This is a genomic window from Mangrovibacterium sp. (genome assembly GCF_059905295.1).
In genome coordinates, this window is sequence record NZ_JBZQJF010000155.1 from 1 (window position 1) to 21251 (window position 21251).

Annotated in this window: 17 protein-coding genes; 11 read left to right on the top strand and 6 right to left on the bottom strand. The window is 44.5% G+C overall.

The features are described from left to right. Positions 1–289: 289 nt before the first annotated feature. On the bottom strand, positions 290–1804 hold the full coding sequence (locus AC37HE_RS08120; protein ID WP_500782326.1) for a PepSY-associated TM helix domain-containing protein: 1515 nt from the start codon (positions 1802–1804) through the stop codon (positions 290–292). Between the two features lie 267 nt (positions 1805–2071). On the opposite strand from AC37HE_RS08120, the gene AC37HE_RS08125 reads away from it, so the two are divergent. From AC37HE_RS08125 to AC37HE_RS08170, 10 genes are all read left to right on the top strand, one after another. Beyond that, positions 2072–3268 carry a hypothetical protein gene (locus AC37HE_RS08125; RefSeq protein WP_500782327.1) on the top strand — a complete coding sequence of 399 codons (1197 nt, stop codon included), beginning with the start codon at positions 2072–2074 and terminating at the stop codon, positions 3266–3268. Between the two features lie 170 nt (positions 3269–3438). Continuing rightward, on the top strand, positions 3439–4278 hold the full coding sequence (locus AC37HE_RS08130; protein ID WP_500782328.1) for a prephenate dehydratase: 840 nt from the start codon (positions 3439–3441) through the stop codon (positions 4276–4278). A 10-nt stretch (positions 4279–4288) separates the two neighbouring features. Beyond that, a complete protein-coding gene (locus AC37HE_RS08135; protein ID WP_500782329.1) occupies positions 4289–4819 on the top strand; it encodes a flavodoxin domain-containing protein in 531 nt (176 codons plus the stop codon). A 139-nt stretch (positions 4820–4958) separates the two neighbouring features. Beyond that, a complete protein-coding gene (locus AC37HE_RS08140; protein ID WP_500782330.1) occupies positions 4959–6272 on the top strand; it encodes an aminotransferase class I/II-fold pyridoxal phosphate-dependent enzyme in 1314 nt (437 codons plus the stop codon). A gap of 16 nt (positions 6273–6288) precedes the next feature. Continuing rightward, complete coding sequence (locus AC37HE_RS08145) at positions 6289–6849, top strand: Crp/Fnr family transcriptional regulator (protein WP_500782331.1); 561 nt, start codon at positions 6289–6291, stop codon at positions 6847–6849. 193 nt (positions 6850–7042) lie between these two features. Further along, positions 7043–7279, top strand: a complete 237-nt coding sequence (locus tag AC37HE_RS08150) for a 4Fe-4S dicluster domain-containing protein (protein ID WP_500782332.1) — start codon at positions 7043–7045, stop codon at positions 7277–7279. A gap of 16 nt (positions 7280–7295) precedes the next feature. Next, positions 7296–8390, top strand: a complete 1095-nt coding sequence (locus tag AC37HE_RS08155) for a 3-methyl-2-oxobutanoate dehydrogenase subunit VorB (RefSeq protein ID WP_500782333.1) — start codon at positions 7296–7298, stop codon at positions 8388–8390. Between the two features lie 3 nt (positions 8391–8393). Next, positions 8394–9200, top strand: coding sequence for a thiamine pyrophosphate-dependent enzyme (locus AC37HE_RS08160; RefSeq protein WP_500782334.1), 807 nt, complete (start codon positions 8394–8396; stop codon positions 9198–9200). 6 nt (positions 9201–9206) lie between these two features. Beyond that, entirely contained in the window at positions 9207–9758 is a 552-nt protein-coding gene (locus AC37HE_RS08165) for a 2-oxoacid:ferredoxin oxidoreductase subunit gamma family protein (protein ID WP_500782335.1), read from the top strand. A 96-nt stretch (positions 9759–9854) separates the two neighbouring features. Continuing rightward, complete coding sequence (locus AC37HE_RS08170; RefSeq protein ID WP_500782336.1) at positions 9855–10163, top strand: hypothetical protein; 309 nt, start codon at positions 9855–9857, stop codon at positions 10161–10163. Between the two features lie 14 nt (positions 10164–10177). Here AC37HE_RS08170 and AC37HE_RS08175 read toward each other — a convergent pair whose 3' ends face one another. Both AC37HE_RS08175 and AC37HE_RS08180 read right to left on the bottom strand, forming a co-directional pair. Next, entirely contained in the window at positions 10178–14419 is a 4242-nt protein-coding gene (locus tag AC37HE_RS08175) for a peptidase associated/transthyretin-like domain-containing protein (RefSeq protein ID WP_500782337.1), read from the bottom strand. A 252-nt stretch (positions 14420–14671) separates the two neighbouring features. Next, the gene (locus AC37HE_RS08180) at positions 14672–14968 is read right to left on the bottom strand and encodes a YtxH domain-containing protein (protein WP_500782338.1); all 297 of its coding nucleotides are present in this window, start codon (positions 14966–14968) and stop codon (positions 14672–14674) included. Positions 14969–15341: 373 nt separating this feature from the next. Here AC37HE_RS08180 and AC37HE_RS08185 point away from each other — a divergent pair, with 373 nt between their 5' ends. After that, complete coding sequence (locus tag AC37HE_RS08185; protein WP_500782339.1) at positions 15342–17303, top strand: alpha-L-arabinofuranosidase family protein; 1962 nt, start codon at positions 15342–15344, stop codon at positions 17301–17303. 41 nt (positions 17304–17344) lie between these two features. On the opposite strand, the gene AC37HE_RS08190 is transcribed toward AC37HE_RS08185, so the two are convergent. The 3 genes from AC37HE_RS08190 to AC37HE_RS08200 all read right to left on the bottom strand — a co-directional run. After that, a complete protein-coding gene (locus AC37HE_RS08190) occupies positions 17345–18283 on the bottom strand; it encodes a DMT family transporter (RefSeq protein WP_500782340.1) in 939 nt (312 codons plus the stop codon). Positions 18284–18368: 85 nt separating this feature from the next. After that, positions 18369–20822: a phenylalanine--tRNA ligase subunit beta gene (gene pheT / locus AC37HE_RS08195; RefSeq protein WP_500782341.1), complete on the bottom strand. Its 2454-nt coding sequence runs from the start codon at positions 20820–20822 to the stop codon at positions 18369–18371. Between the two features lie 225 nt (positions 20823–21047). Beyond that, the coding region (locus tag AC37HE_RS08200; RefSeq protein ID WP_500782342.1) for a response regulator at positions 21048–21251 on the bottom strand (204 nt) is incomplete at its 5' end.

Sequence of the window (21251 nt, forward strand, 5' to 3'; positions counted from 1 at the left end):
ACTTAGGCCTGAAGATGCGTGATCCGTCATTGCCCGCCGGTAAACGGTTTATCTGGGGCAATTACCCGTTGAACCACAATCACTTTAACCTCAACTTTGCAATTGGTTATCCGTTCTAAGTTCTAAGTTTCAAGTTTCAAGTTCCAAGTTTCAAGTTCCAAGTTTCAGGTTCCAAGTTTCAGGTTCCAGGTTCCAGGTTTCAAGTTGCGCAACTCACGACTCATAACAGCTTTTTGGTTTCTGCTCCCTGGTGGAATGGAGGGCCAATTTTAGTTCGAAGAGTAGTCTTTCATTTCTGTTTTTTGCGATAAGCTTTCCACCAAATGAGGAAGCCACTAATAAGAACCATGATCAAACAAAGGCCGGAAAGCGGTACATAGAGGATATAGAATGGACCGACGAGGTGCTCAAAAATGCGTCCTGTATGAATCTCCAGGGCCGTACTCCAAAGCGACAAAGGAGAGGCTGCCTTAATTTCCGGGGTCATTTTCCAGCCCAATGTATTGTCGCTATTTTGCAATCCCTGGCTATAGTCAAAAAGAAGACTTTGTCCGTTTCCGGGTTGGGCATAACCGCTTATCAAATGGTCGGAGATCGGCCGGCCTCCTGTGTCGCGCGGTTTTTCACCGGTAAAGGCGTCCACAACTGTAGCTTGCCTGATATTCCACCTAAAGAGCCCGCTAAATGAACCCACGAGATACTGAGCAGGTGCAGTTTTGTGGAGCACATTACAGCCCATAACACTAACCGGCGGCTGAACCGCAGTTGTTGTTGGCTGGTGTTTCAGGCTTTCGTCGAAGAACCAGAATCCCTCGCTGCTTGAGACGATATAGCGCTGCAGGTCTTCGTCCCAGGTTCCGCAGCGTAACTTGTCGAACCAGGGATTTGGATTATCCATTCTGGTCCCTGGTATTAGCCCTACTTTGCTGTAAGCAATCGGAATAAGCAGCGGAGGCCGGAGGAAGATTCCCGCTGTTGTGTTGATCAGAAGGAAGATCATGAAAATAGCTCCAACCCAATTATGCCATTGTAGGTTGAGGCGCCGGCTTGAGCTAAGTTTGCCGGTATCTTTTTGCTTATCTCTGCGTCGCCGGGCAATTTTGGGAAAGAAAAAATGCAGAAGGCCGGTAACAGAAAGCAGGATAACAACCAGGCCGAGTAAATCGACAAAGAGCTTTCCCGTCAATCCGAATAGCTCGCCGCTATGCAGTTGCCAGAGTGTGAGGAAAAGCCCGGCTTCCCGTTTATAATCCGGAGGAGGGGGAAGTTGAATGCACTGGAAGTTTTCTCCGTCTGCGGATTTCAACAGGAAGTTTCGGCTTAGTACGATCAGCGTATCCTGTTTCAGGAAAAGATCGGTTAACCGTTCTTCCCGAATTGGCAGTCCGACTTTGTGCCAGGCTGTGTCGCTGGGCTTTCTTTTATACAGTCCGAACAAGGTCGCAGCGTATAAATTTCCGGATGGAGTTTGGGCGATTTTCGCAATTTTGCGGTGGTCGATTCCCTCGGGTAAGCCTTGGTTGAAATTGGTGAAACGATCTTCACTTCGTTTCCAAACGCCAATATTCCCGTATATCAGTTCTTCCTTGTCGAGGGTGACCAGGTCGCCCTTTACTGCTGCCAGGTTCCAGTTTTTATACTGGTACCCCGGAGGCAGTAAATTGCGGTTTACATCTATATCGGATAACAGATGGCGGTGATTGAGCACCATCCCGGATAGTGCAAAAAGAATGGCCAACGCTGCAATTACCAGGCTCGGCCACTTATGGAGTTTCCGATAACGTTTCAACGATTTGTTTTTCATCTTCACCAATTTCTATTGCCAAAAATAGAAGTGCCGAAGATAAGCGGATGTAACGGATGTTACAAACCAATGGTTTTCTTGAAAAAAATGTAAAATCGTATCCGTTACCGGCTTTGCGATTTCCCGATGTTGCAGAACTGTCTATTTTTGCGGCCTGAAAAAAAGATTAACCAAAACAATTAATTGAAATAGCTCATGTTGAAAAGAATTACAGGGACTCTTTTGATGTCTCTTTTGTTGTGTTCTGCCTTTGCTCAACAGCCAAGTTTGAACGATTTCAAACTTAACTTCTACGGGTTTGTGCGCACCGATTACTACCTGGATACCTACAAAGGGAATGATATTGCACATGAAGATTTTTACCTGGTTCCGTGGTACGTTGGTCAGGATGCTAACGGTGAAGATTTAAACGAGCAAACCAGTGCTAACTTCACTGCCTTGGCTTCACGCCTGGGGCTGAAAATTCAGGGACCTGAATTACTGGGAGCCCAAACATCGGCGGTTTTAGAGTTCGACTTTGGCGGGATAACTAAAACAGAACCAACCTTGTTCCGGATTCGTCATGCCAAAGTAGATTTTAACTGGGAAAAGTCGAAACTGACAGTCGGACAAACCTGGCACCCTTTCTTTGGCGGTGGTGTTTACCCAGCCGTTGGAGCGTTTAACACAGGAGCTCCTTTTCAGGCTTTTAACCGTTCACCACAGGTGCGCTACGATTACAGATTGGGACAGTTGACTGTTGGTGCAGCTGCGGTTTACGAAAATCAGTATACCTCCAAGTCGCTCGACTCCGGTTCCTATTCAACCGCAAACCAGGCGAAGCGCAATGGGGTACTGCCCGAGTTTACCTTTACTGCAGAGTACAAAGCCAAAGGTCTGACAGTTGGAGCTGGTGCTGAAATTAAGCGGATAAAACCGCGAATGACAACAACCGGAACCTTAGGGATTTATAAAGCCGATGAATATTTGACCAGCAAAGCAGCCATGGGCTATGTGAAATATCAGACTGAAAAGTTGATGATTACAGCCAAGACCTTTTACGGTCAAAATATGACTCACCTGTGTATATTGGGTGGTTATGCTGTTGCAACAAAAAATGAATCAACCGGAGCTGAAACCTACACCAATTACAATACGAGCTCAAGCTTGCTGAACATTGTTTACGGTAAAAAGTGGCAGGTCGGTCTGTTTGCCGGTTATCTGAAGAATCTGGGAACGAGTGATGCTGTTTATAATAACGGTGGTGCTGCAATTACGGCTGGTTTGTTACCAACCATTCAGGACGCAGTTCGTGGAGCAGCGCATGTGGCCTTGAATGTGAGCAAACTGCGCTTTGTCGCCGAATATGAGCGAACCTCAGCTGACTACGGAATTGGTGGTTTCGATTTTGCTGATGGTACATACGGCGATACCCACTGTGCAACAAACAACCGAATGAGTTTGTCGATGGTGTATGCCTTCTAAATAAACCAGACTTCGTTTATACAAGCGGGGAAAATTGACAGAAAGCAATCCTTTTTGTTAATTTTCCCCGTTCGTGTTTTTAGAAGCTGCCATTTGAGCAGCTTTTTTATGTAACTTGTGCCGGTTAAAAAATCCGGAAAAAGGATTTTCATTGAATTGACTCTGTTATTATGAAGAAAATAGCTATACAAGGAATTGCGGGTTCCTTCCACGAAGATGCTGTACGAAAATATTTTGGTGATGAAGACGTTGAAATCGTAGAGTGTCGTTCATTTCAAAGTGTATGTGAATTGGTCGATTCTGACCAGGTTGATATTGCCGTGATGGCTATTGAAAACTCCATTGCAGGTAGTATCCTCCAGAACTATTCATTGATCCGCGATTACCATTTACATGTTATCGGTGAAACTTACGTTCATATCCAGATGAACCTAATGATGTTGCCGGGTGCCAAAGCCGAAGATGTGAAAACAATCTATTCACATCCGGTTGCCATTCGTCAGTGTGTTGAATATATCGAGAAATATTTCCCGAATGCACGGATTATTGAAAATCAGGATACGGCGATGTCCGGTAAAATTATTGCCACCGATCAATTAACCGATGCAGCTGCAATTGGCAACTTGCGTACGGCTGAAATTTACGGATTGGAAATATTGGACAAAGGAATTGAAACCAATAAGAAAAACTATACCCGTTTTTGGGTGTTGAGCAAGCATGCCAAGCAAAATGGAGGAAACAACAAAGCTTCATTGGCATTCGAGGTTGGTCACTACTACGGAGCATTGGCACGAGTGCTGAACATTTTTGCCGAAAATGAAATAAATCTTTTACGTATTCAGTCCATACCAATCGTTGGAAAGCCGAATGAGTACACCATTCATGTTGATGTGGAGTACGAATTGGAGCAGAATTATGAAAAAGCAATCCATCGGGTCTTGAAAAATGTTTCCAGTTTGTCTATTTTAGGCGAATATGTTCGAGCAGATATAGAAATCACTAACCAGTAAAAAAAATGTTATGAGCAAAATAGGATTATTTTTTGGACCGGAGAAAGGATCAGTTAATCGCGTTGCCGAGAAGGTAAAGGCAGCAATTGGTGCTGATTTAGTTGAGATGATATCGGTTAACGATGCATCAGCTGCTGATTTGGAGAAGTACGATAAAGTCATTTTCGGAATTTCAACAGTCGGTAAAGAAACCTGGGATTCGGAATATTCAAATACCGATTGGGCCAAGTTCTTTCCGGAAGTATCAAAAGTTGATTATTCAGAAAAAGTAGTTGCTATTTTCGGCTTAGGCGATCATATCACTTACCCTGAACATTTTGTAAATGCCATGGGCCGCTTGTATAAAGAAATTAAAAATGCTACGCCGGAGGCTCAGATTGTAGCCCCTGTAGATCCTTCAGTTTACGAATTTGAAGAGTCCGATGCAGTAATCGATGGCATGTTTGTTGGTTTGCCGGTTGATGAAGATTTTGAACCGGAATTAACAGACGAGCGCGTTGCTGCGTGGGCTGCCGAAGTTAAAACAGCCTTCGGTCTTTAATGACCAATATCGGATGAAAGTCATTGCGGCCAGGGCTGTCCTGCCAAATGACTTTCATTTATTTTACCGGCACCTTTTGCCGGTTTACAACGTATAGAAAAATGCCGCATTTTATTGCGGTTCCTGTCAGATACATAAGATGAGTACACCTTTTAACCGTGAGCTAGTTGATCAATGTATTTCGCGTTTGCGCATTGATGAAGTTGGAGATGCGACGATTCGTGAAGTTGTTGCTTTAGTTAACGCAATTGAAGAAGAAAGCCCGGAGAAATTTGTCCGTATGGAGATGGGCGTTCCCGGATTGCCTCCTGCAAAGGTTGGCGTTGAAGCCGAAATTGAAGCGCTGAAATCCGGCGTGGCTTCGAAATACCCGATGATTGATGGTATTAAACCGTTGAAAGAAGAAGCTTCCCGCTTTGTGAAGCTGTTCATGGATGTTGATGTGAAGCCCCAGGGCTGTATTCCATCAGTTGGATCGATGCAGGGAACTTATTCGACCTTTATGGTCGCCAGCAACCTGGACCCGAAGAAAACCACGGTGCTGTTTATTGATCCGGGATTTCCGGTGCAGAAGCAGCAAATGATGGTGATGGGTTATCCTTACGAAACGTTCGATGTGTTTAACTACCGGGGTGAAGCTTTGCGCGATAAGCTGGAAAGCATCCTGAGTAAAGGGCATATCAACTCCATTGTTTATTCAAACCCGAACAATCCAAGCTGGATTTGTTTTACGGAGGATGAACTGAAGATCATTGGTGAGCTGGCCACAAAATACGATATCATTGTAATGGAAGATTTGGCTTATTTTGCCATGGACTTCCGTCAGAACCTGTATACGCCGGGAGAAGCGCCTTTCCAACCAACGGTGGCTCATTATACCGACAACTATGTGTTGTTCATCTCAAGCTCCAAAATATTCTCTTATGCCGGGCAGCGGATTGGAATCATGGTTATCTCCGATGCTTTGTACAATCGTGATTACGACAACCTGAAAACACGCTTCCATAGCAATACCTTCGGGAATACGATCACACAGCGCGTTTTGTACGCGATTTCTTCCGGTACCAGCCATTCGGCACAACACGCTTTAGCTGCCATGTTTAAAGCGGCAAACGATGGACACTTCAACTTTGTTGACGAGGTGAAGGAATACGGTGAGAAAGCAAAGATCATGAAAGATCTGTTTGTGAAAAACGGTTTTCATATCGTGTATGAAAAAGATGGTGCGCAGGATGTTGCTGATGGCTTTTATTTTACAATTGGTTATTCCGGAATGACCGGGGGCGAGCTGTTGCATAACCTCTTGTATTACGGTGTTAGCGCCATCACCTTAAAAAACACAGGTAGTGAAAAAGAAGGTCTTCGGGCTTGTGTATCGCATGTTGCACGGAGCCAGTTCGGCGACCTTGAAAAACGATTAATTCAATTCCATCAGGATTTTCCGGTTAAATAAATAGAAAGAGAACAGTATGACGGGTATAGGAGCTGGATATAAGCAAACATTCGATCAACTAAGGGAGTTTTTTGCATCCCGGCAGCCTGTTCAACTGAAAAAGGGAGAGATTTTTCTGGATTACGGAGAGCCCAATCGCAAATTGGGTTTGTTGTTGGATGGTCTAATGTACGCATCCTATACCTCCGAGTCGGGACAGGAATGGATCTCCCGGTTCTTTTATTGTCCGGATAACGGAATCATCAGCAGCCATGAGACTTTTATGACCGGGCAGGAGTCGAACGAAATTATTCGGGCTTATGAAGATTCCGAATTGATTTATATCGACCGGAATGAGTACGAAGATCTGTTGAATCAAAATCCCGACTTGCATCGTTTAGCTCGTATTATGGCCGAAGAAAGTTATGTGCAAGCCTTACGTCGGGTTCATAGCCTGCAGTCACTCACCGCTTCCCAGCGCGTAAAAATGTTTGTGAAAGAACACAGCGAAATCGTTAGCCGGGTGCAACGTCAGCATGTGGCTTCCTACCTCGGAATTCACCGGAATATCTTCACCCGAATTCTCAATAAAATATAATTTCCCTTTTGCAACAATTGTTGCGGTTTGCCCGGTTTGTTTAAGATAGCTTTGCTTGGCGATGAACAAAACGTGTGAAGGCGCGTGCTTTTTCATGTTGTTCGACACCTTGACATTTTGTCATTTTTTATCTCAATAATTATTGAAAACTTTAGGTGTTGAAAGAGAATTGTTCGAATAAAAACCGAAAATTATGGCAAAAGTAGTTGGCGCTGTTGTGGTCGACATTGAAGCATGCAAGGGCTGTGGCCTTTGTGTAGTCGCATGTCCGCACGATGTCTTGGCGCAAAACAAACAAGTAAACAGTCGGGGATATCATTATTCATTTATGGATAAGCCGGAAAACTGCATTGGTTGTACAAACTGTGCAGTAGTGTGCCCGGATACCTGCATTACTGTTTATCGAACTAAAACGGAAGAAACTGTTTAATTTAAATTAAGGAGTGATGGGAGAATTAAGATTAATGAAGGGAAATGAAGTGATTGCTGAAGCGGCTATTCGCTGTGGCTGCGATGCTTACTTTGGTTACCCGATTACCCCTCAGTCGGAAGTGATGGAAACTTTAATGGCTCGTGAACCATGGAATGAAACAGGTATGGTGGTTCTGCAGGCTGAGAGTGAAGTTGCTTCGATTAACATGGTTTACGGTGCCGCCGGTACCGGGAAAAAAGTCATGACATCTTCTTCGAGCCCGGGTATTAGCCTGATGGCCGAAGGTATTTCTTATATCGCAGGGGCGGAGCTTCCCTGTGTCATTGTAAATGTTCAACGTGGTGGTCCCGGGCTGGGAACCATTCAACCTTCGCAAGCCGACTATTTCCAGTCGACCAAAGGTGGCGGGCACGGCGATTATCGCCTGATTGTGCTGGCACCTGCCTCGGTTCAGGAAATGAATGACTTTGTTGGTCTGGCTTTCGATTTGGCCTTTAAGTACCGGAACCCGGCTATGATTTTAGCCGATGGAGCCATTGGTCAGATGATGGAAAAGGTTGAATTGCGGGAATTTGTTCCCCGGAAGACCAATGCCGAGATTGATGCAGCGTATGGCTCGTGGGCGTCAACCGGAAAGAAAGCTTCGAGAGCGAAGAATGTGATTACGTCCCTTGAGTTGGATTCAGCCTTGATGGAGCAAAATAACCTGCGCTTTCAGGAAAAATACCGGACAATGCAGCAAGAGGAAGTGCGCTATGAGATGATTCAGTGCGACGATGCTGAATATATTTTGGTGGCCTTTGGATCATCGGCACGTATTTGTCAGAAGTCAGTAGAGCTGGCTCGCGCTAAAGGTATTAAGGTTGGCTTATTACGGCCCATCACTTTGTTCCCGTTTCCAACCGAGCCTATCGCTGAATTAGCGAAGACGGTGAAAGGTTTTATGACCGTTGAAATGAATGCCGGACAAATGATTGAGGATGTTCGTTTGGCTGTTGGTTGTGCCGGCGAAGCCAAGCCTGTTCAATACTTCGGACGCTTAGGCGGAATTATCCCAACCCCGGGAGAAGTGGTTGATGCATTGGAACAAAAACTGATTGGAGGCTAAACGATGGAAGTAAAAGATATTATCAAAGAAGAAAACCTGGTTTATTCGAAACCCAAATTGCTGAACGATAAAATTATGCACTATTGCCCGGGTTGCAGCCATGGGGTGGTGCATAAACTGCTGGCCGAGGTGATTGAAGAAATGGGGATTCAGGAGCAAACGATTGGGGTATCGCCGGTTGGTTGCGCCGTGTTTGCTTATAACTATATTGATATTGATTGGCAAGAGGCTGCTCACGGTCGTGCTCCGGCTGTAGCAACAGGAATTGCCCGCGTCGATCCCGATAAGGTGGTTTTCACCTACCAGGGCGATGGCGACCTGGCATCGATTGGTACAGCGGAGATTATGCACGCTGCCAATCGCGGCGAGAACATTGTTGTGGTATTCATCAATAATGCCATTTATGGGATGACCGGTGGCCAGATGGCTCCAACCACTTTGCTGGGGCAGGTTACCGCTACAACACCTTGTGGCCGCGATTTGGAGCGCAATGGTTATCCGCTGAAGATTACTGAACTGATTGGTCAGTTGCCGGGTGCTGCTTATGTTACCCGCCAGTCGGTGCATACATCTGCAGCGGTTCGTAAATGCCGGAAAGCGTTGAAGAAATCGTTCGCAAATGCCATAGCTAAAAAAGGAACTTCGTTTATCGAGGTTGTTTCAACCTGTAACTCGGGCTGGCGTTTGTCTCCGATTGATGCCAACAAATGGATGGAAGAGAATATGTTCCCGTTTTATCCGATTGGCGATATCAAGGACGGAGAGAAGGCTGATGCCGAAACGTTCATGCAACAAAACCTTAAAAATTGATCGATTATGACTGAAGAAATTATCATAGCTGGTTTTGGCGGACAAGGTGTTTTGTCGATGGGGAAAATTTTGGCTTACTCCGGTGTTATGCAAGGGCAAGAGGTGACCTGGTTCCCATCTTACGGACCGGAAATGCGTGGCGGTACAGCCAACGTCACGGTCATTCTGAGCGACAACCGCATTAGCTCACCTATTTTGCACGAGTTCGATACAGCCATCATTCTGAATCAACAGTCCATGGATAAGTTTGAGGCCGAAGTGAAGCCCGGAGGAACACTTTTATACGATCCCAATGGTATTGTGCATCCTCCAACACGGACCGATATTAATGTTTATAAGATTGAAGGGACTAAAATTGCGGCCGATATGGGCAATGTGAAAACCTTCAATATGGTAGTGCTGGGTGCTTTCCTGAAAGCGAAGCCGATTGTTGGTATGGACAGCATTCGCAAAGGTCTGGAAAAATCCTTGCCCGAACGTCACCACAAACTGATTCCGATGAACCTGGAAGCCATTGAGGCCGGACAGAATAAACTGGAAACAGTACATACTATCTGATTTTTATTTTAATTGTTTATATCCACAGAGTCTGGCTGTTTTAGCCAGGCTTTTTTTGTGCCTCATAAGCCGGGTTCGGAGCAATGCCGCCAGCCAATGGGAAGCAAATTTTGCATTGCGAAACCTTGCCGCGCATCAGCGGCACGACTTCCGGAAAGCATGCCATTGGTGCGCGGCACGACTTCCTGGCTTCCGGAAAGCTTGCCATTGGTGCGCGGCATGACTCCAAAAGAGTTGGAACCCTTGCCGCTGACGCGCGGCAAACAAATATTTCGACGAGAAGTCTTGCCTGCGGTGGCTGGCAAGACAATGTTTGGTTGCGAAGTGTTGCCCGTGGTGGCGGGCATGGCTTTGTTGAAAAGCAGAAAAAGCAATGACGGACAAAAGCCCGTCATTACCAGCTGATTCCTCACTAAATTCTATCGGTACAAACTAATGTCGTGCAAATAGCTTGCATCTTTCAGTAGCTTTTCTTCCGGTTTCACAATCCCCAGATTCACCCACGGCTCAATCTGGTATTCGGCATCTTTTACCAGCATGTGTTTGCTCTGTTGGCCTTTAATCAGCATGTCCGGGTTTTTATTCGACAAGTCTTTCGAACTCCGCAGGCTTTTTCCAACCACCGAAAGCCGGTTGTTGAACATCAGGTAATCCTTCCCGTTCACCAGTATTGTTAATTGCTGTTTGCTGCCTTCGAGCAGTAGCTGTCCGTTCTGCAAGCCGTAGCTTACTTCATTGTAGTCGTCGGTAACCTGCACATCGTACTCCATTGGGTTCGACTGCAAATAGCTGGTATAGCTGAGGTATTTGCGTTTGTCGGGCGAAGTGCTCCAGCTGGCATAACGCAAGGCTCCGCTTTGCTTGCCGATATACAGAATTCCGCTTTGCAGGGCCAGTATCAGCTTGTCGTTCTGTTTAAATTGAATTTTGTAACACAGTTCACCGTCATATTCAACTTGACCAATTTCTTCGTAATCGAACTGGTCGGTTGAGGTCAGGTTCCAGAATTCGGGAGCAGTTGCCAACACATCGGCTTTAAGGGGGTAAAACAAGCTGCGGTGATTGGGCTTCAGCATCATCAGTTTATGCCCGTTTTTGTCCTCCATGTTTTTGAACTTGGCTGTTTCGAAGCGGATGGCTGAAGGGATACCCGGCGAGCCCGCATTGGAGTAGTTGAAAGCCATTTCGTAAATGCCGTAAGTATTGCCGTCGATAGCTACGGTCTCGCGGTTATAGCCCTGGAAGGTTTCTTCGGAAGCATACAGTTTACGCGACTCGCGAATGGCATTGCGCACCAACGCGCTGGCTTTGGAGTCACCGGAAGCCTTGTTTATTGCAGCTTTACTTAGTTTGATTTGAAGGGGTGAATTCAAATTTGCCGGCAGCGTCATCTTTTTCGCCTGATAGCCCGGACTGGAAATCGTAATTTGCTGGTTGGCTTTCACCCGGTCGGCCGATAAGAAAAACTCACCCTTGTTATTGGTACACTCGTGGTAGTAGGGGGAAGCTTGGCTCAGATCAGCAAAGGCAATAGGAGAACCGGTTTCAGCATCGGTAACAACGCCCGAATAGAGCCTGAACCTGGCATAGGCATTTGTGTTGGGGGCTTTTGCTGATGTTCCCTCTTTTTTGGCCAGAGGAGGTACCGCTGTAATTTCTTTTTGTTCCTTGTCCTCCGGGCTGAAGGTAAATGTTTGCGAACCACTTTCACCCCGAGCCGAAATACCCTGGATTTGGAAGGTGGTGTTGGCATTAACGATCGCTGTTGGAATGGCTATTTGGGCAACCCCATTGGTGTCGGTTACCAGTTGTGGCTCCCAGAAAACAGTTTTGCGGCTTTGAGCTTCCTGTTCATTTTTGGCCGAACTGTATTTGGGAACGTAAAATTCCCGCTGCGGCGATAGTCCTGTCAGATAAAGTGACTGCACACCTTTGGAACGTTGATAAAAGACACCACCCTTTGATTTTGTAGTGATGAACAGGAAGGCCGGAGGAGCACTGCTGCGTTGCATCTTCGTCATCAAATCCATTTGATTCGGAAATAGATTTCCGTCTGTTTCCAGGCTATTCACTAAATCCTGCCGCCCGACTTCGAGACTAACATTGGTAAATACATCCATGAAGCTCATGCTAATGTCGTAGTTTTTTGGCCGGGCTATAAAGTTGATTGATTCAATTTCGCCCGGGTCCATGTAAGTCAGGAAGTCATAAAGCGGAACATTCTCGTTGTTCAAAAAATCTTTGTCCACAAAAATATAAAGGTAGCCATCCGGGTTTTCAGGTACATTAAAATAAACGGCCGGCGACCCGATGTCGAAGGTGTCGCGGCCCAAGCTACTAACATCTGAGGGGTTGGCGATCACCAGGTTTGCTGTTTCTGCTAGTCGCGGTTGGTAAGGCTCCTGCCTGATTTGCAGGCCGGGTACCTGGTCGGAGAGCAAGTCCCACAAATTCGAATACCAGGCTTTTTCTTCGGTCAATTTTTTCAGCTGAGCCGATTCAATTACCACGTCGGGTTGACCACTCTGGGCGATCATCGAATCGCGACGGTTCAAAAAGTTGGAACGGGCTTCCACTTCCTCGATCATAAAGGTGTCTTTGCCGGGAAAGTAATAATTGTCGATCCGCGGCTTTTTAATGATTGGAGGTGCGGCATGCTTGACCGCTGTGGTTTTATTCGATTGATAATTGACGGAATTGCTGGTTGGCGGAAGGTTAAGTACTAAGGGTGATGATCCGCTTTGGGCGATCTTATCGAAATCGAGAGCATTGAGGTGGAGTTGTTCCAGGTTTGTTTTCAAGTCAATGATGTAGTCCTTCTGCCGATCCGACCGGTTGCGGGTTTGAATCGTTAAGCTGGCTGAATCGGAAAAGGTTGGCAAGGTAAAGCTAAACCGTCCATCCTCGTTGGTATAAGTTTTGTCGATATGAACCGATTTAGGTTGCTTCAAAATGATGGACACTTCGAAGTTTTTCGGAACCGGTTTACCAGTCAACTTCCGGTATATCCGGCCGTCAAGGTACAATTTCTTTTCGGGTTGGTAGGCGAGTTTTTCTCCTCCGAAACTGGCAACTTCCATCCAGTTAAAACGTCGCCATCCATAGGTCATCAGCATCAAATCCCGTTTATGATTCCGCTCAGGATCTGTCGGGTTGAGAGCTTGGGTATTAGTTAAAACTTCTCCTTGTAAATCGGATGAATAGTTGAAGTAATTGCGGATATTCTCGAGTGTGTCCAGCGAGTTTTCCAGTTTGGTATTCCATCCGGTTAGGGTAAAGTCCCCATTAACCGGGCTGCCATCCTTCCGATAGGCTTCCAGACTAAAGTTGGTTGTGTCCTTCGGGGCTTCAGTCCATTCTTTAATCAGTTTGAAACGGATATTTTCAGCTTTATCCAGGTAGGCAAGCCGTTCTGCACATGGAATCCGGTTCACAAACAGGGTGAAGGTCAGGATACCCTCGGGGAAGTCTTTGGTCGGAACATTTACCTCAGTTCGTTGACTATCCAGTTTTCCGGTTTGAACAAACTTTGTGTTGCCACGGCAATGGCCTAACAGGAAATAAGCGGGTGTTTGCTCCCCGTTCTTAAGTAGTGCAAGATGGATGTTTTCGTCATCCTGACCAATCAACTGCAGGCTGTAAGCCGCATCATTGATCATTGGCAGATCATAACTGAATGTTGAATCCCGATACACAATTTGAGCCGTGTATTGCTGACCAACTTGCGGGGTAAATCGAAGGGAGCCCATACCCTGGTATTCCGTAACGAATTCGGAAATTTCCTTTCCATTACCGTTTCGTATATTACCATTGATGTTGAGCGGGTTTCCATCAGCATCTACACAGCGGAAAGCCAGCTTGTTTTCCTGTCCGGAAACCAGGTTGCCTCCTTCGGGTAGAAATTGTAAATCCGGTTTTTGAACGGAAAGTTTAATCCTGTATTTTTCAGAAGATGTCTTTTCATTGCTTTGTTTGACCGATAGTAGAGCAACAGGTAGTTTTAGCGAATCAGGAATAAAAAAATTGAAACTACCGGTATTGTTGGTGATTGGGCAGCTTGCTCCAAGCATGGTTCCGCGAGCCAGTTGCAAATGTAGCTCAACAGCTTCGTTCAATTCCCGTCCGTTAGTGGTATGGGCATACATTTTCACAAAAACAGAATCGCCGTCAGTTGTTGGAATAATTTTCGAGTTCATTTCCCAAGTGGTGTTTTCGGCCAGGTTGGGTACGATGCTGATCTGCTTTTGAAATAAAAATTCGGGTTTGAAGTTGCGCATGTAATTTGTATACACCAGCAATTTATAGCTTCCGGGCTCCCAATGTTGATCGATGACGAATGAGCCGTCGGAAAAGCCGCTTAGCAATGGGAAAAGCTGGTGAATGACTAATCTGTTTTCAGGAGAGATTAGATCAACATAAACCAGCTTCTCTACACTTGTCGGGTGGTGATTAATGGCATTGACCAGGCTGATTTTAAACCAGACAGTATCGCCGGGGAAATAGGTGTTGGAATTGGTTTGTGTGTACAATTTTTCCTGAATATGGCCAAGTAGATAGTTGTTAAGTTGGTACTGGACTTGTTGCGGAAAATTGCTTTGGGAGTATGCTTTACAAACGATTGTGAGGATGAAAAGCAAAACTAATTTCAGTTTGGCTTGCATGAGTAGTAGTTATTAGTAGTTGTTTGTAGTCTTAGATGTTTAAAAATACAAAATGTTTAATAACGGTACTTAAAATAATTCATACTGAGCCTGTGTTGTTCAGCATTTAGTTAAATCTAATGTGTTAAGCGGAAGAATTCGGTGAGGAGAAGGGGAGGATAGCCGGTTAAAAAAGAAATCCCTCGTTAAGCAATGTCATACGAGGGATTTAGATCGGTTGTGTTTGCATAATTCAGCTAATTACAACGTTAATTAATTGGCTGAGACTTTCTTTCCAACATTGTTGGTATGGCGTACAGCTTTTTTCAGATGATCAGTTGTGTCTTTAATTTCCTGTTCAACTTTGTTTCTCAACATTTTCACCTGGTCTTCAATTTCATTCAGCTTATGATGAACTGAATTTGAAACTTCGTGGGTCATTTTTTGTGTTTTCCGCATGATTTTTTTGCGGGTGCGGCTTCCTTTGTTCGGTGCGAACAAAATTCCGCTAGCGGCACCGGCTGCAGCTCCTACAGTTAGCCCGATTAGAAGATGAATTGCTTTATTCATATTGATAAAAATTAATGTGAAGAATTAGACTTACAACTCTTTTATACGGGAATCGTCCAAATAGGGTAGAAGGAAATCAATGATTTTACTAAATTTTTGTGAATACCAAGTTAAAAAATGCTGAAAGAAGGCTGAATAGAGGATCTGGCTACTATGATAATTTTCGGATGAAGATGTTCTTAAGGCTTCATTCTATTGGGGGATGGAGTGGTTATTGGCCTGTTTATTATAGCTTGGTATGTTTCAAAATAGACTTTGTGAAATATCTGCAAGTGAATAAAAGTATTGACTACCTTTATTCGTATATTGGACTTCAATTTTCAAGAATCAGTACAATTAATCGCGTAATATCAATTAAAAAACAAATCTACTTATGTTTGAAAAACTGAAATTAAGTCTGGCACTCATCGCATTTTTATATGTGTCGGTGGGGCAGGCTCAAACGAATATCGATCTACAACTGAATAAAAAAGGACCTGCAATTCAACGAACAATGTGGGGGATCTTTTTCGAAGACATCAACTTTGCAGCCGATGGCGGATTATATGCAGAGTTGGTGAAGAACCGCTCATTTGCTTTCGACGATCCGATGATGGGATGGAAGATGTACCATAAAGACTCCCTCCGGATTATCAATGAAACTGCCGCAACTACTCAAACTCGTTTTGTCCGGTTGCTACCGTTGAAATCGGGTAAGGCTAACTTCTTGCAAAATGAGGGTTTCCGAGGCATGGGTTTACATGCTGGAGACGACTACCGTTTAACATTGGATGTGCGTTCTCCTGAAGGTACTGCTTTGGACCTTAAAGTTGAACTTCTGGGAGACGATAAAAAGTCAATTGCCGAAGGGACCCTCACTGTTGATAATACCGATTGGGCGAAAAAGGAATTAATCCTAAAAGCCGGAGCTACGGCAGAAAAAGGGAGTTTGAAGATCTCTGTTGTGAACAATGGAGTGGTTGATTTCAAATTCATTTCGTTGTTTCCAACCAAAACATTTAAGAATAGACCGAACGGGATGCGGGTAGATTTAGCTGAAAAACTCGCTGAATTGAAGCCCGGTTTTGTGCGTTTCCCCGGAGGTTGTATTGTGGAGGGACATCACTTGGATTTGCGTTACCAATGGAAAAAAACGGTTGGGGATGTTGAGGATCGGGAGGTACTGATCAACCGATGGAACACTGAATTTAAGCACAGACCTGCACCTGATTATTACCAAAGTTTTGGCTTAGGTTTTTATGAATATTTCCAGCTTGCTGAAGACCTGGGGGCTGAACCACTTCCTATTTTGAACTGTGGTATGGCTTGTCAGTACAACACCGGAGAATTGGTTCCCCTGGACGACATGGCTCCTTATGTTTCTGATGCCTTGGATTTGATTGAGTTTGCCAATGGTGATGTAACTACAAAATGGGGTAAGCTTCGTGCCGAAATGGGTCATCCGGAGCCTTTCAACCTGAAGTATTTGGGTATTGGAAATGAGCAATGGGGTGACCAATACCTGGAGCGCTACGATATAATCTCGAAGAAAGTACATGAAAAATATCCGGAGATTCAGTTAGTATCGGGTTCTGGCCCGGCATCTGATGGTGATCGTTTTGAATACCTATGGAAAGCGCTGAAGACGCGAACCGCAAATTTGGTTGACGAGCACTATTATAAAGACCCAAACTGGTTTTTCAATAATGCCAAGCGTTACGATAGCTATGAGCGAGGTGGACTGAAGGTATTTGCAGGGGAGTATGCCAGCCACACCCGAGTAGAAGATCCGGCACCGACATCGAACAACAACTGGTTAGCGGCTTTGTCGGAAGCAGCTTTTATGACCGGTTTGGAGCGCAATGCTGATGTGGTGAATATGGCTTCATATGCCCCTTTGTTCGCGCATGTTGATGCCTGGCAGTGGCGTCCTGACCTGATTTGGTTCGATAACCTGAAATCAGTAAAAACCCCGAACTATTACGTACAGCAAATGTATTCAACCCATCGGGGTGATTATGTTGTTCCGGTTGTTGCTAACGGAGATGTGTTAGCTGGGCAGGATAGTTTATACTCCAGTGCATCGGTTGATCAGGCAGCCAAAAAAGTTTATCTGAAACTGGTGAACGCTTCAACTCAAACTAAACCTGTATCAATTGCAGTGAAAGGAGCAAAGCTGGCTTCGAAAGAAGTTGCTTTGACCGAGCTTTTTCAATCCGATTTATTGGCTTATAATACACTAGCAAAACCGGATGTTATTGTTCCGCAAAAGAGCACAGCTACCGTAAAAGGAACGACCTTAAAGTTAGAGCTCAAACCACGGTCGTTTGTTCTGGTTGAACTGGATACGAAATAAACGAATTGTTTTTTTTATTGTTGAAAAGGTGCTTGCGAGCTTTAATTCTTCGCAAGCACCTTTTTTTGTAGCTCTTGTTTTCGTTTTGATTTTTGTTTGACCACCAATACTGCTCCGAAAAGGATGGTAAAGGCTCCGCCCAGAGATAAGGCGGTGAATCTTTCACCCTGAATCCAGCTGACTTCCATACTTGTTAATATGGCCATTGTCACAAAGGTGATCGTTGGATTTAGGAGAAGTATGATACTCACCTTATTGGCTTGCGTGTATTTTAACGCCAGTGCCAGCGAACCATAAGCAATCAGGGTATTTAGCCCTAGAAAGATCATGAGTACCCACCAGCCAAAGCTCAAACCGCTAAAATTGCTGAAGTTAACAAAGGGGAGGTACGCAATTGCCGGAAACCCAAACAGGAACAGGTTGAGCGTATCAGTGGAGTATTTTAAAACAAGTTTTTTCTGCATAACTGCATAAGCAACCCACGAAACAGCGGCACTGATAGCGAAAAGAACTCCCGTGTTGTATGTCCCTTTCTGACCAAGCATTTGCTGGAGCTGCTGACTGTAAAAGATTCCAAAGCCTATTGCAGCCAGAATAAATCCAACAAGCTGGATCCGACGAAGTTTCTCGTTGAAAAAGAGTAAACCTGCAATGGTTAGCAATACCGGCCCTAATTGGGCAATCAATTGAGCGTTACTGGGTGACGTGTAATTTACCGCTTGCATGTAGCCAATATAATTCCATGCCAGCCCCAAGGCTGCGATGATAAGCCAAATTGGCGGTTTTACCAAGATCTTTAGTTCTGATGGTTTCTTGATCAGATGCCAAACAAACAGGACGCTGAAAGCAGTGGTAAATCGAAACCAAACAATTGTTTGTGGTTCTACCTTTTGTACGGCCAGTTTTAAGAATATTGCCAGGAATCCCCACAAAAGGGCGGTTGTACAGGCAAACAAAATTCCTTTGTGATTATTGTTCATGCGTAGAGAACAAAGTTTGTAGTGGATGGGTTGTTGAGAGTGCTAAAAAAAGCCATCGAAAATTCCGATGGCTTCTTTGTTTGATTTATCGGAGCTGAGCTCCAAGTTCTTTTTCGTAGGTCTGAATCAACCTGGCCATGATTTTTTCAATTTGTTTATCGTTGAGCGTTTTGTCATCATCTCTGAGGATGAAGCTAACAGCATACGATTTTTTGCCATCAGGAACGCCTTTCCCTTCATAAACGTCAAATAAGTCGACTTGACGAAGTAATTTGCGTTCTTGTTTAAAGGCAATGTCGCTAATTTGTTGGAAGCGAATTCCTTTGTCTAGCAATAGCGCAAGGTCTCGGCGAACTTCGGGGTATTTCGGCAGTTCGGAGAAGGTCGTTTTGGTATTTTTGTGTTCCAAAATCAGGTTCCCCACGTTAATGTCGGCATAGTAAACCGGATTTTCAATGTCGAATTCTTTTTGAAGTTTATGGGCTACAATCCCGAATTCAACAATTTTACGACCGTTGTAGGCAGCGTATGTTAAGCCTTCAGTAACTAAATCGGTGCTAAATTCTTCAATTTTCAACCTGTTTGTACTTAAGCCGAACTTAGCCAACAGGTTCTCAACATAGCTTTTTAACTGGAAGAAGCTACTGGCTGTTTGCGTTAAAGTCCAGCTCTCACGTTCTTTCTGTCCTGAAATGAATAAGGCTAAGTGCTCTTCTTCACTGTAATTCTTTAGTGGAGTTTCCGGTAATTCGGAACCGGTTTTGAAATAACAGTTCCCAAATTCGAACAAACGCAAGTCTGCATTTCTGCGGTTGGCGTTGTAAGCGATGGTTTCCAGTCCGCCAAAGAGTAAGGTTTGACGCATTCCGTTCAAGTCGGCACTTAGCGGGTTGAACAGCTTTACGGTATTTTCGTCCAACAAACTCTCCCGGTTTTCGTAGTACGACGCTTTTGTCAATGAGTTTGACCAAATTTCATTAAATCCCCATGCTGACAACATATCAGCTGCAATGTTGCGGATTTGTACCGGATTGGGTTTTACCAGGTATTGCAGCGATGCGTTTACCTGTGTCGGAATTTCAATATTGTTGTATCCGTAGATGCGAAGAATTTCTTCAACAACATCAGCTTCACGTTTCACGTCAACGCGATAAGGTGGAACGCTCAGTGAGAGACCTGTTTCGGTTTCACTATCAATCTTAATTTCCAGGGACGTCAGGATATTTTTGATCATCTCAGCACCAAGGTCTTTGCCAATCAAGCGTTTGATGTTTGCAAACGAAACGTCAACCTTGAAATCCTCAACAGGTGTTGAATAAATATCGGTAATGTTACTGGAGATTTTACCTCCTGCAACTTCTTTAATTAGAAGTGCTGCACGTTTTAGGGCATAAATCGTGTTGTTTGGGTCGACGCCACGCTCGAAACGGAATGATGCGTCGGTACTCAAGGCAAAGCGGCGAGCTGTTTTACGCACGTAAACCGGATCGAAATAAGCCGATTCCAGGAAGATATTTTTTGTTGAATCTTTCACACCTGATTTGATTCCACCAAAAACACCTGCAATACACATTGGTGCTTCGGTGTTGCAAATCATCAGGTCGTCCTGGTGCAGTTCACGGTCAACTTCATCCAGTGTTGTAAATTTTGTTCCTGCCGGTAAAGTTTGAACCAATACCTTGCCTCCGGTAATTTCGTCGGCATCGAAGGCATGTAAAGGTTGAGCACACTCGAACAAAACGTAGTTGGTAACATCAACCACATTGTTGATTGGCGAAAGTCCAATTGCCTTCAACCGGTTTTGTAACCATTCCGGCGACTCTTTAATCTCAACCCCACTGATGGTTACACCACAGTAACGAGGACAAGCTTCCGGATTAACTACTTCAATTGGAATTTCCAGTGAATTATCGTCTACTTTAAATTCATCAACTGAAGGTTTTTTATAGCTGGTTTTTTCGGTTTTACTCAGAAATGCAGCCAAATCGCGGGCAACACCAATATGTGATGCTCCGTCAACCCGGTTGGGAGTCAGGTCAACTTCGATACAATAGTCCGACTCAACATTAAAATATTCGCTGGCAGGAGTACCAACAGCCGCTTCTGCAGGAAGAACCATAATGCCATCATGACTGGCGCCTAATCCAATTTCATCTTCGGCACAAATCATTCCTTCCGAAACTTCACCACGAATTTTTGATTTCTTGATTTTAAATTCCTGGTCTCCATCATACAAGGTTGTTCCAACGGTTGCAACAACAACTTTTTGGCCGGCAGCTACGTTGGGGGCTCCGCAAACAATTGGTAATAAATCACCGGTACCAACATCCACTGTTGTTTTGCTCAGGTGATCCGAATTTGGATGCGCCTCGCAAGTTACAACATGTCCGATCACTAATCCGCGTAAACCACCTTTAATGCTTTCCACTTCTTCAATACTGCCAACTTCCAGACCGGTTTGAGTTAAAATATCCTCCAATTGTTCCGGGCGAAGATCAGTATCGATATAATCTTTAAGCCACTTGTATGAAATATTCATAGTTCTGTTTTTATGCTGAGATTCATCCGTTTGTTTTTTCAATAAAACGGATTTTTACGTTTCATTTAAAGTCCGACAAAAGTAAACAATTTTTGTGCTGAGGCAAAGAATGGAAGGAGGAATAATCGTGCTGCAAGAGCATTCCTTTTTTCTGTTTTGTTTTGTTTTTGCCCGACGAAGAGAAGCTATTGTTTCAGGGGTGAAGATGAAGATCCGGAAGCATGGTTAAACACAGTAATTTCGTTTTTTCAAACCTTTTTGAATGGCTTCAAATAATAATTGAGTCTCAATGGGAATACTAACAACTTCAATACATCCGGCTTTTATTGCATTTTCGCGATCTGCAATTAGAGAGTGTGCACTTAAGCCTATGATCGAACATTTATTACAGTAAGTTCTCATTTCCCGGATTAACCGAAAGCTATCTTC

Excerpts from the sequence above, each read along its gene's own strand:
- AC37HE_RS08120 (WP_500782326.1), bottom strand. The coding sequence starts at position 1,804 with ATGAAAAACAAATCGTTGAAACGTTATCGGAAACTCCATAAGTGGCCG.
- AC37HE_RS08130 (WP_500782328.1), top strand. The coding sequence starts at position 3,439 with ATGAAGAAAATAGCTATACAAGGAATTGCGGGTTCCTTCCACGAAGAT.
- AC37HE_RS08135 (WP_500782329.1), top strand. The coding sequence starts at position 4,289 with ATGAGCAAAATAGGATTATTTTTTGGACCGGAGAAAGGATCAGTTAAT.
- AC37HE_RS08140 (WP_500782330.1), top strand. The coding sequence starts at position 4,959 with ATGAGTACACCTTTTAACCGTGAGCTAGTTGATCAATGTATTTCGCGT.
- AC37HE_RS08145 (WP_500782331.1), top strand. The coding sequence starts at position 6,289 with ATGACGGGTATAGGAGCTGGATATAAGCAAACATTCGATCAACTAAGG.
- AC37HE_RS08150 (WP_500782332.1), top strand. The coding sequence starts at position 7,043 with ATGGCAAAAGTAGTTGGCGCTGTTGTGGTCGACATTGAAGCATGCAAG.
- AC37HE_RS08155 (WP_500782333.1), top strand. The coding sequence starts at position 7,296 with ATGGGAGAATTAAGATTAATGAAGGGAAATGAAGTGATTGCTGAAGCG.
- AC37HE_RS08160 (WP_500782334.1), top strand. The coding sequence starts at position 8,394 with ATGGAAGTAAAAGATATTATCAAAGAAGAAAACCTGGTTTATTCGAAA.
- AC37HE_RS08165 (WP_500782335.1), top strand. The coding sequence starts at position 9,207 with ATGACTGAAGAAATTATCATAGCTGGTTTTGGCGGACAAGGTGTTTTG.
- AC37HE_RS08170 (WP_500782336.1), top strand. The coding sequence starts at position 9,855 with ATGGGAAGCAAATTTTGCATTGCGAAACCTTGCCGCGCATCAGCGGCA.
- AC37HE_RS08175 (WP_500782337.1), bottom strand. The coding sequence starts at position 14,419 with ATGCAAGCCAAACTGAAATTAGTTTTGCTTTTCATCCTCACAATCGTT.
- AC37HE_RS08180 (WP_500782338.1), bottom strand. The coding sequence starts at position 14,968 with ATGAATAAAGCAATTCATCTTCTAATCGGGCTAACTGTAGGAGCTGCA.
- AC37HE_RS08185 (WP_500782339.1), top strand. The coding sequence starts at position 15,342 with ATGTTTGAAAAACTGAAATTAAGTCTGGCACTCATCGCATTTTTATAT.
- AC37HE_RS08190 (WP_500782340.1), bottom strand. The coding sequence starts at position 18,283 with ATGAACAATAATCACAAAGGAATTTTGTTTGCCTGTACAACCGCCCTT.
- pheT (WP_500782341.1), bottom strand. The coding sequence starts at position 20,822 with ATGAATATTTCATACAAGTGGCTTAAAGATTATATCGATACTGATCTT.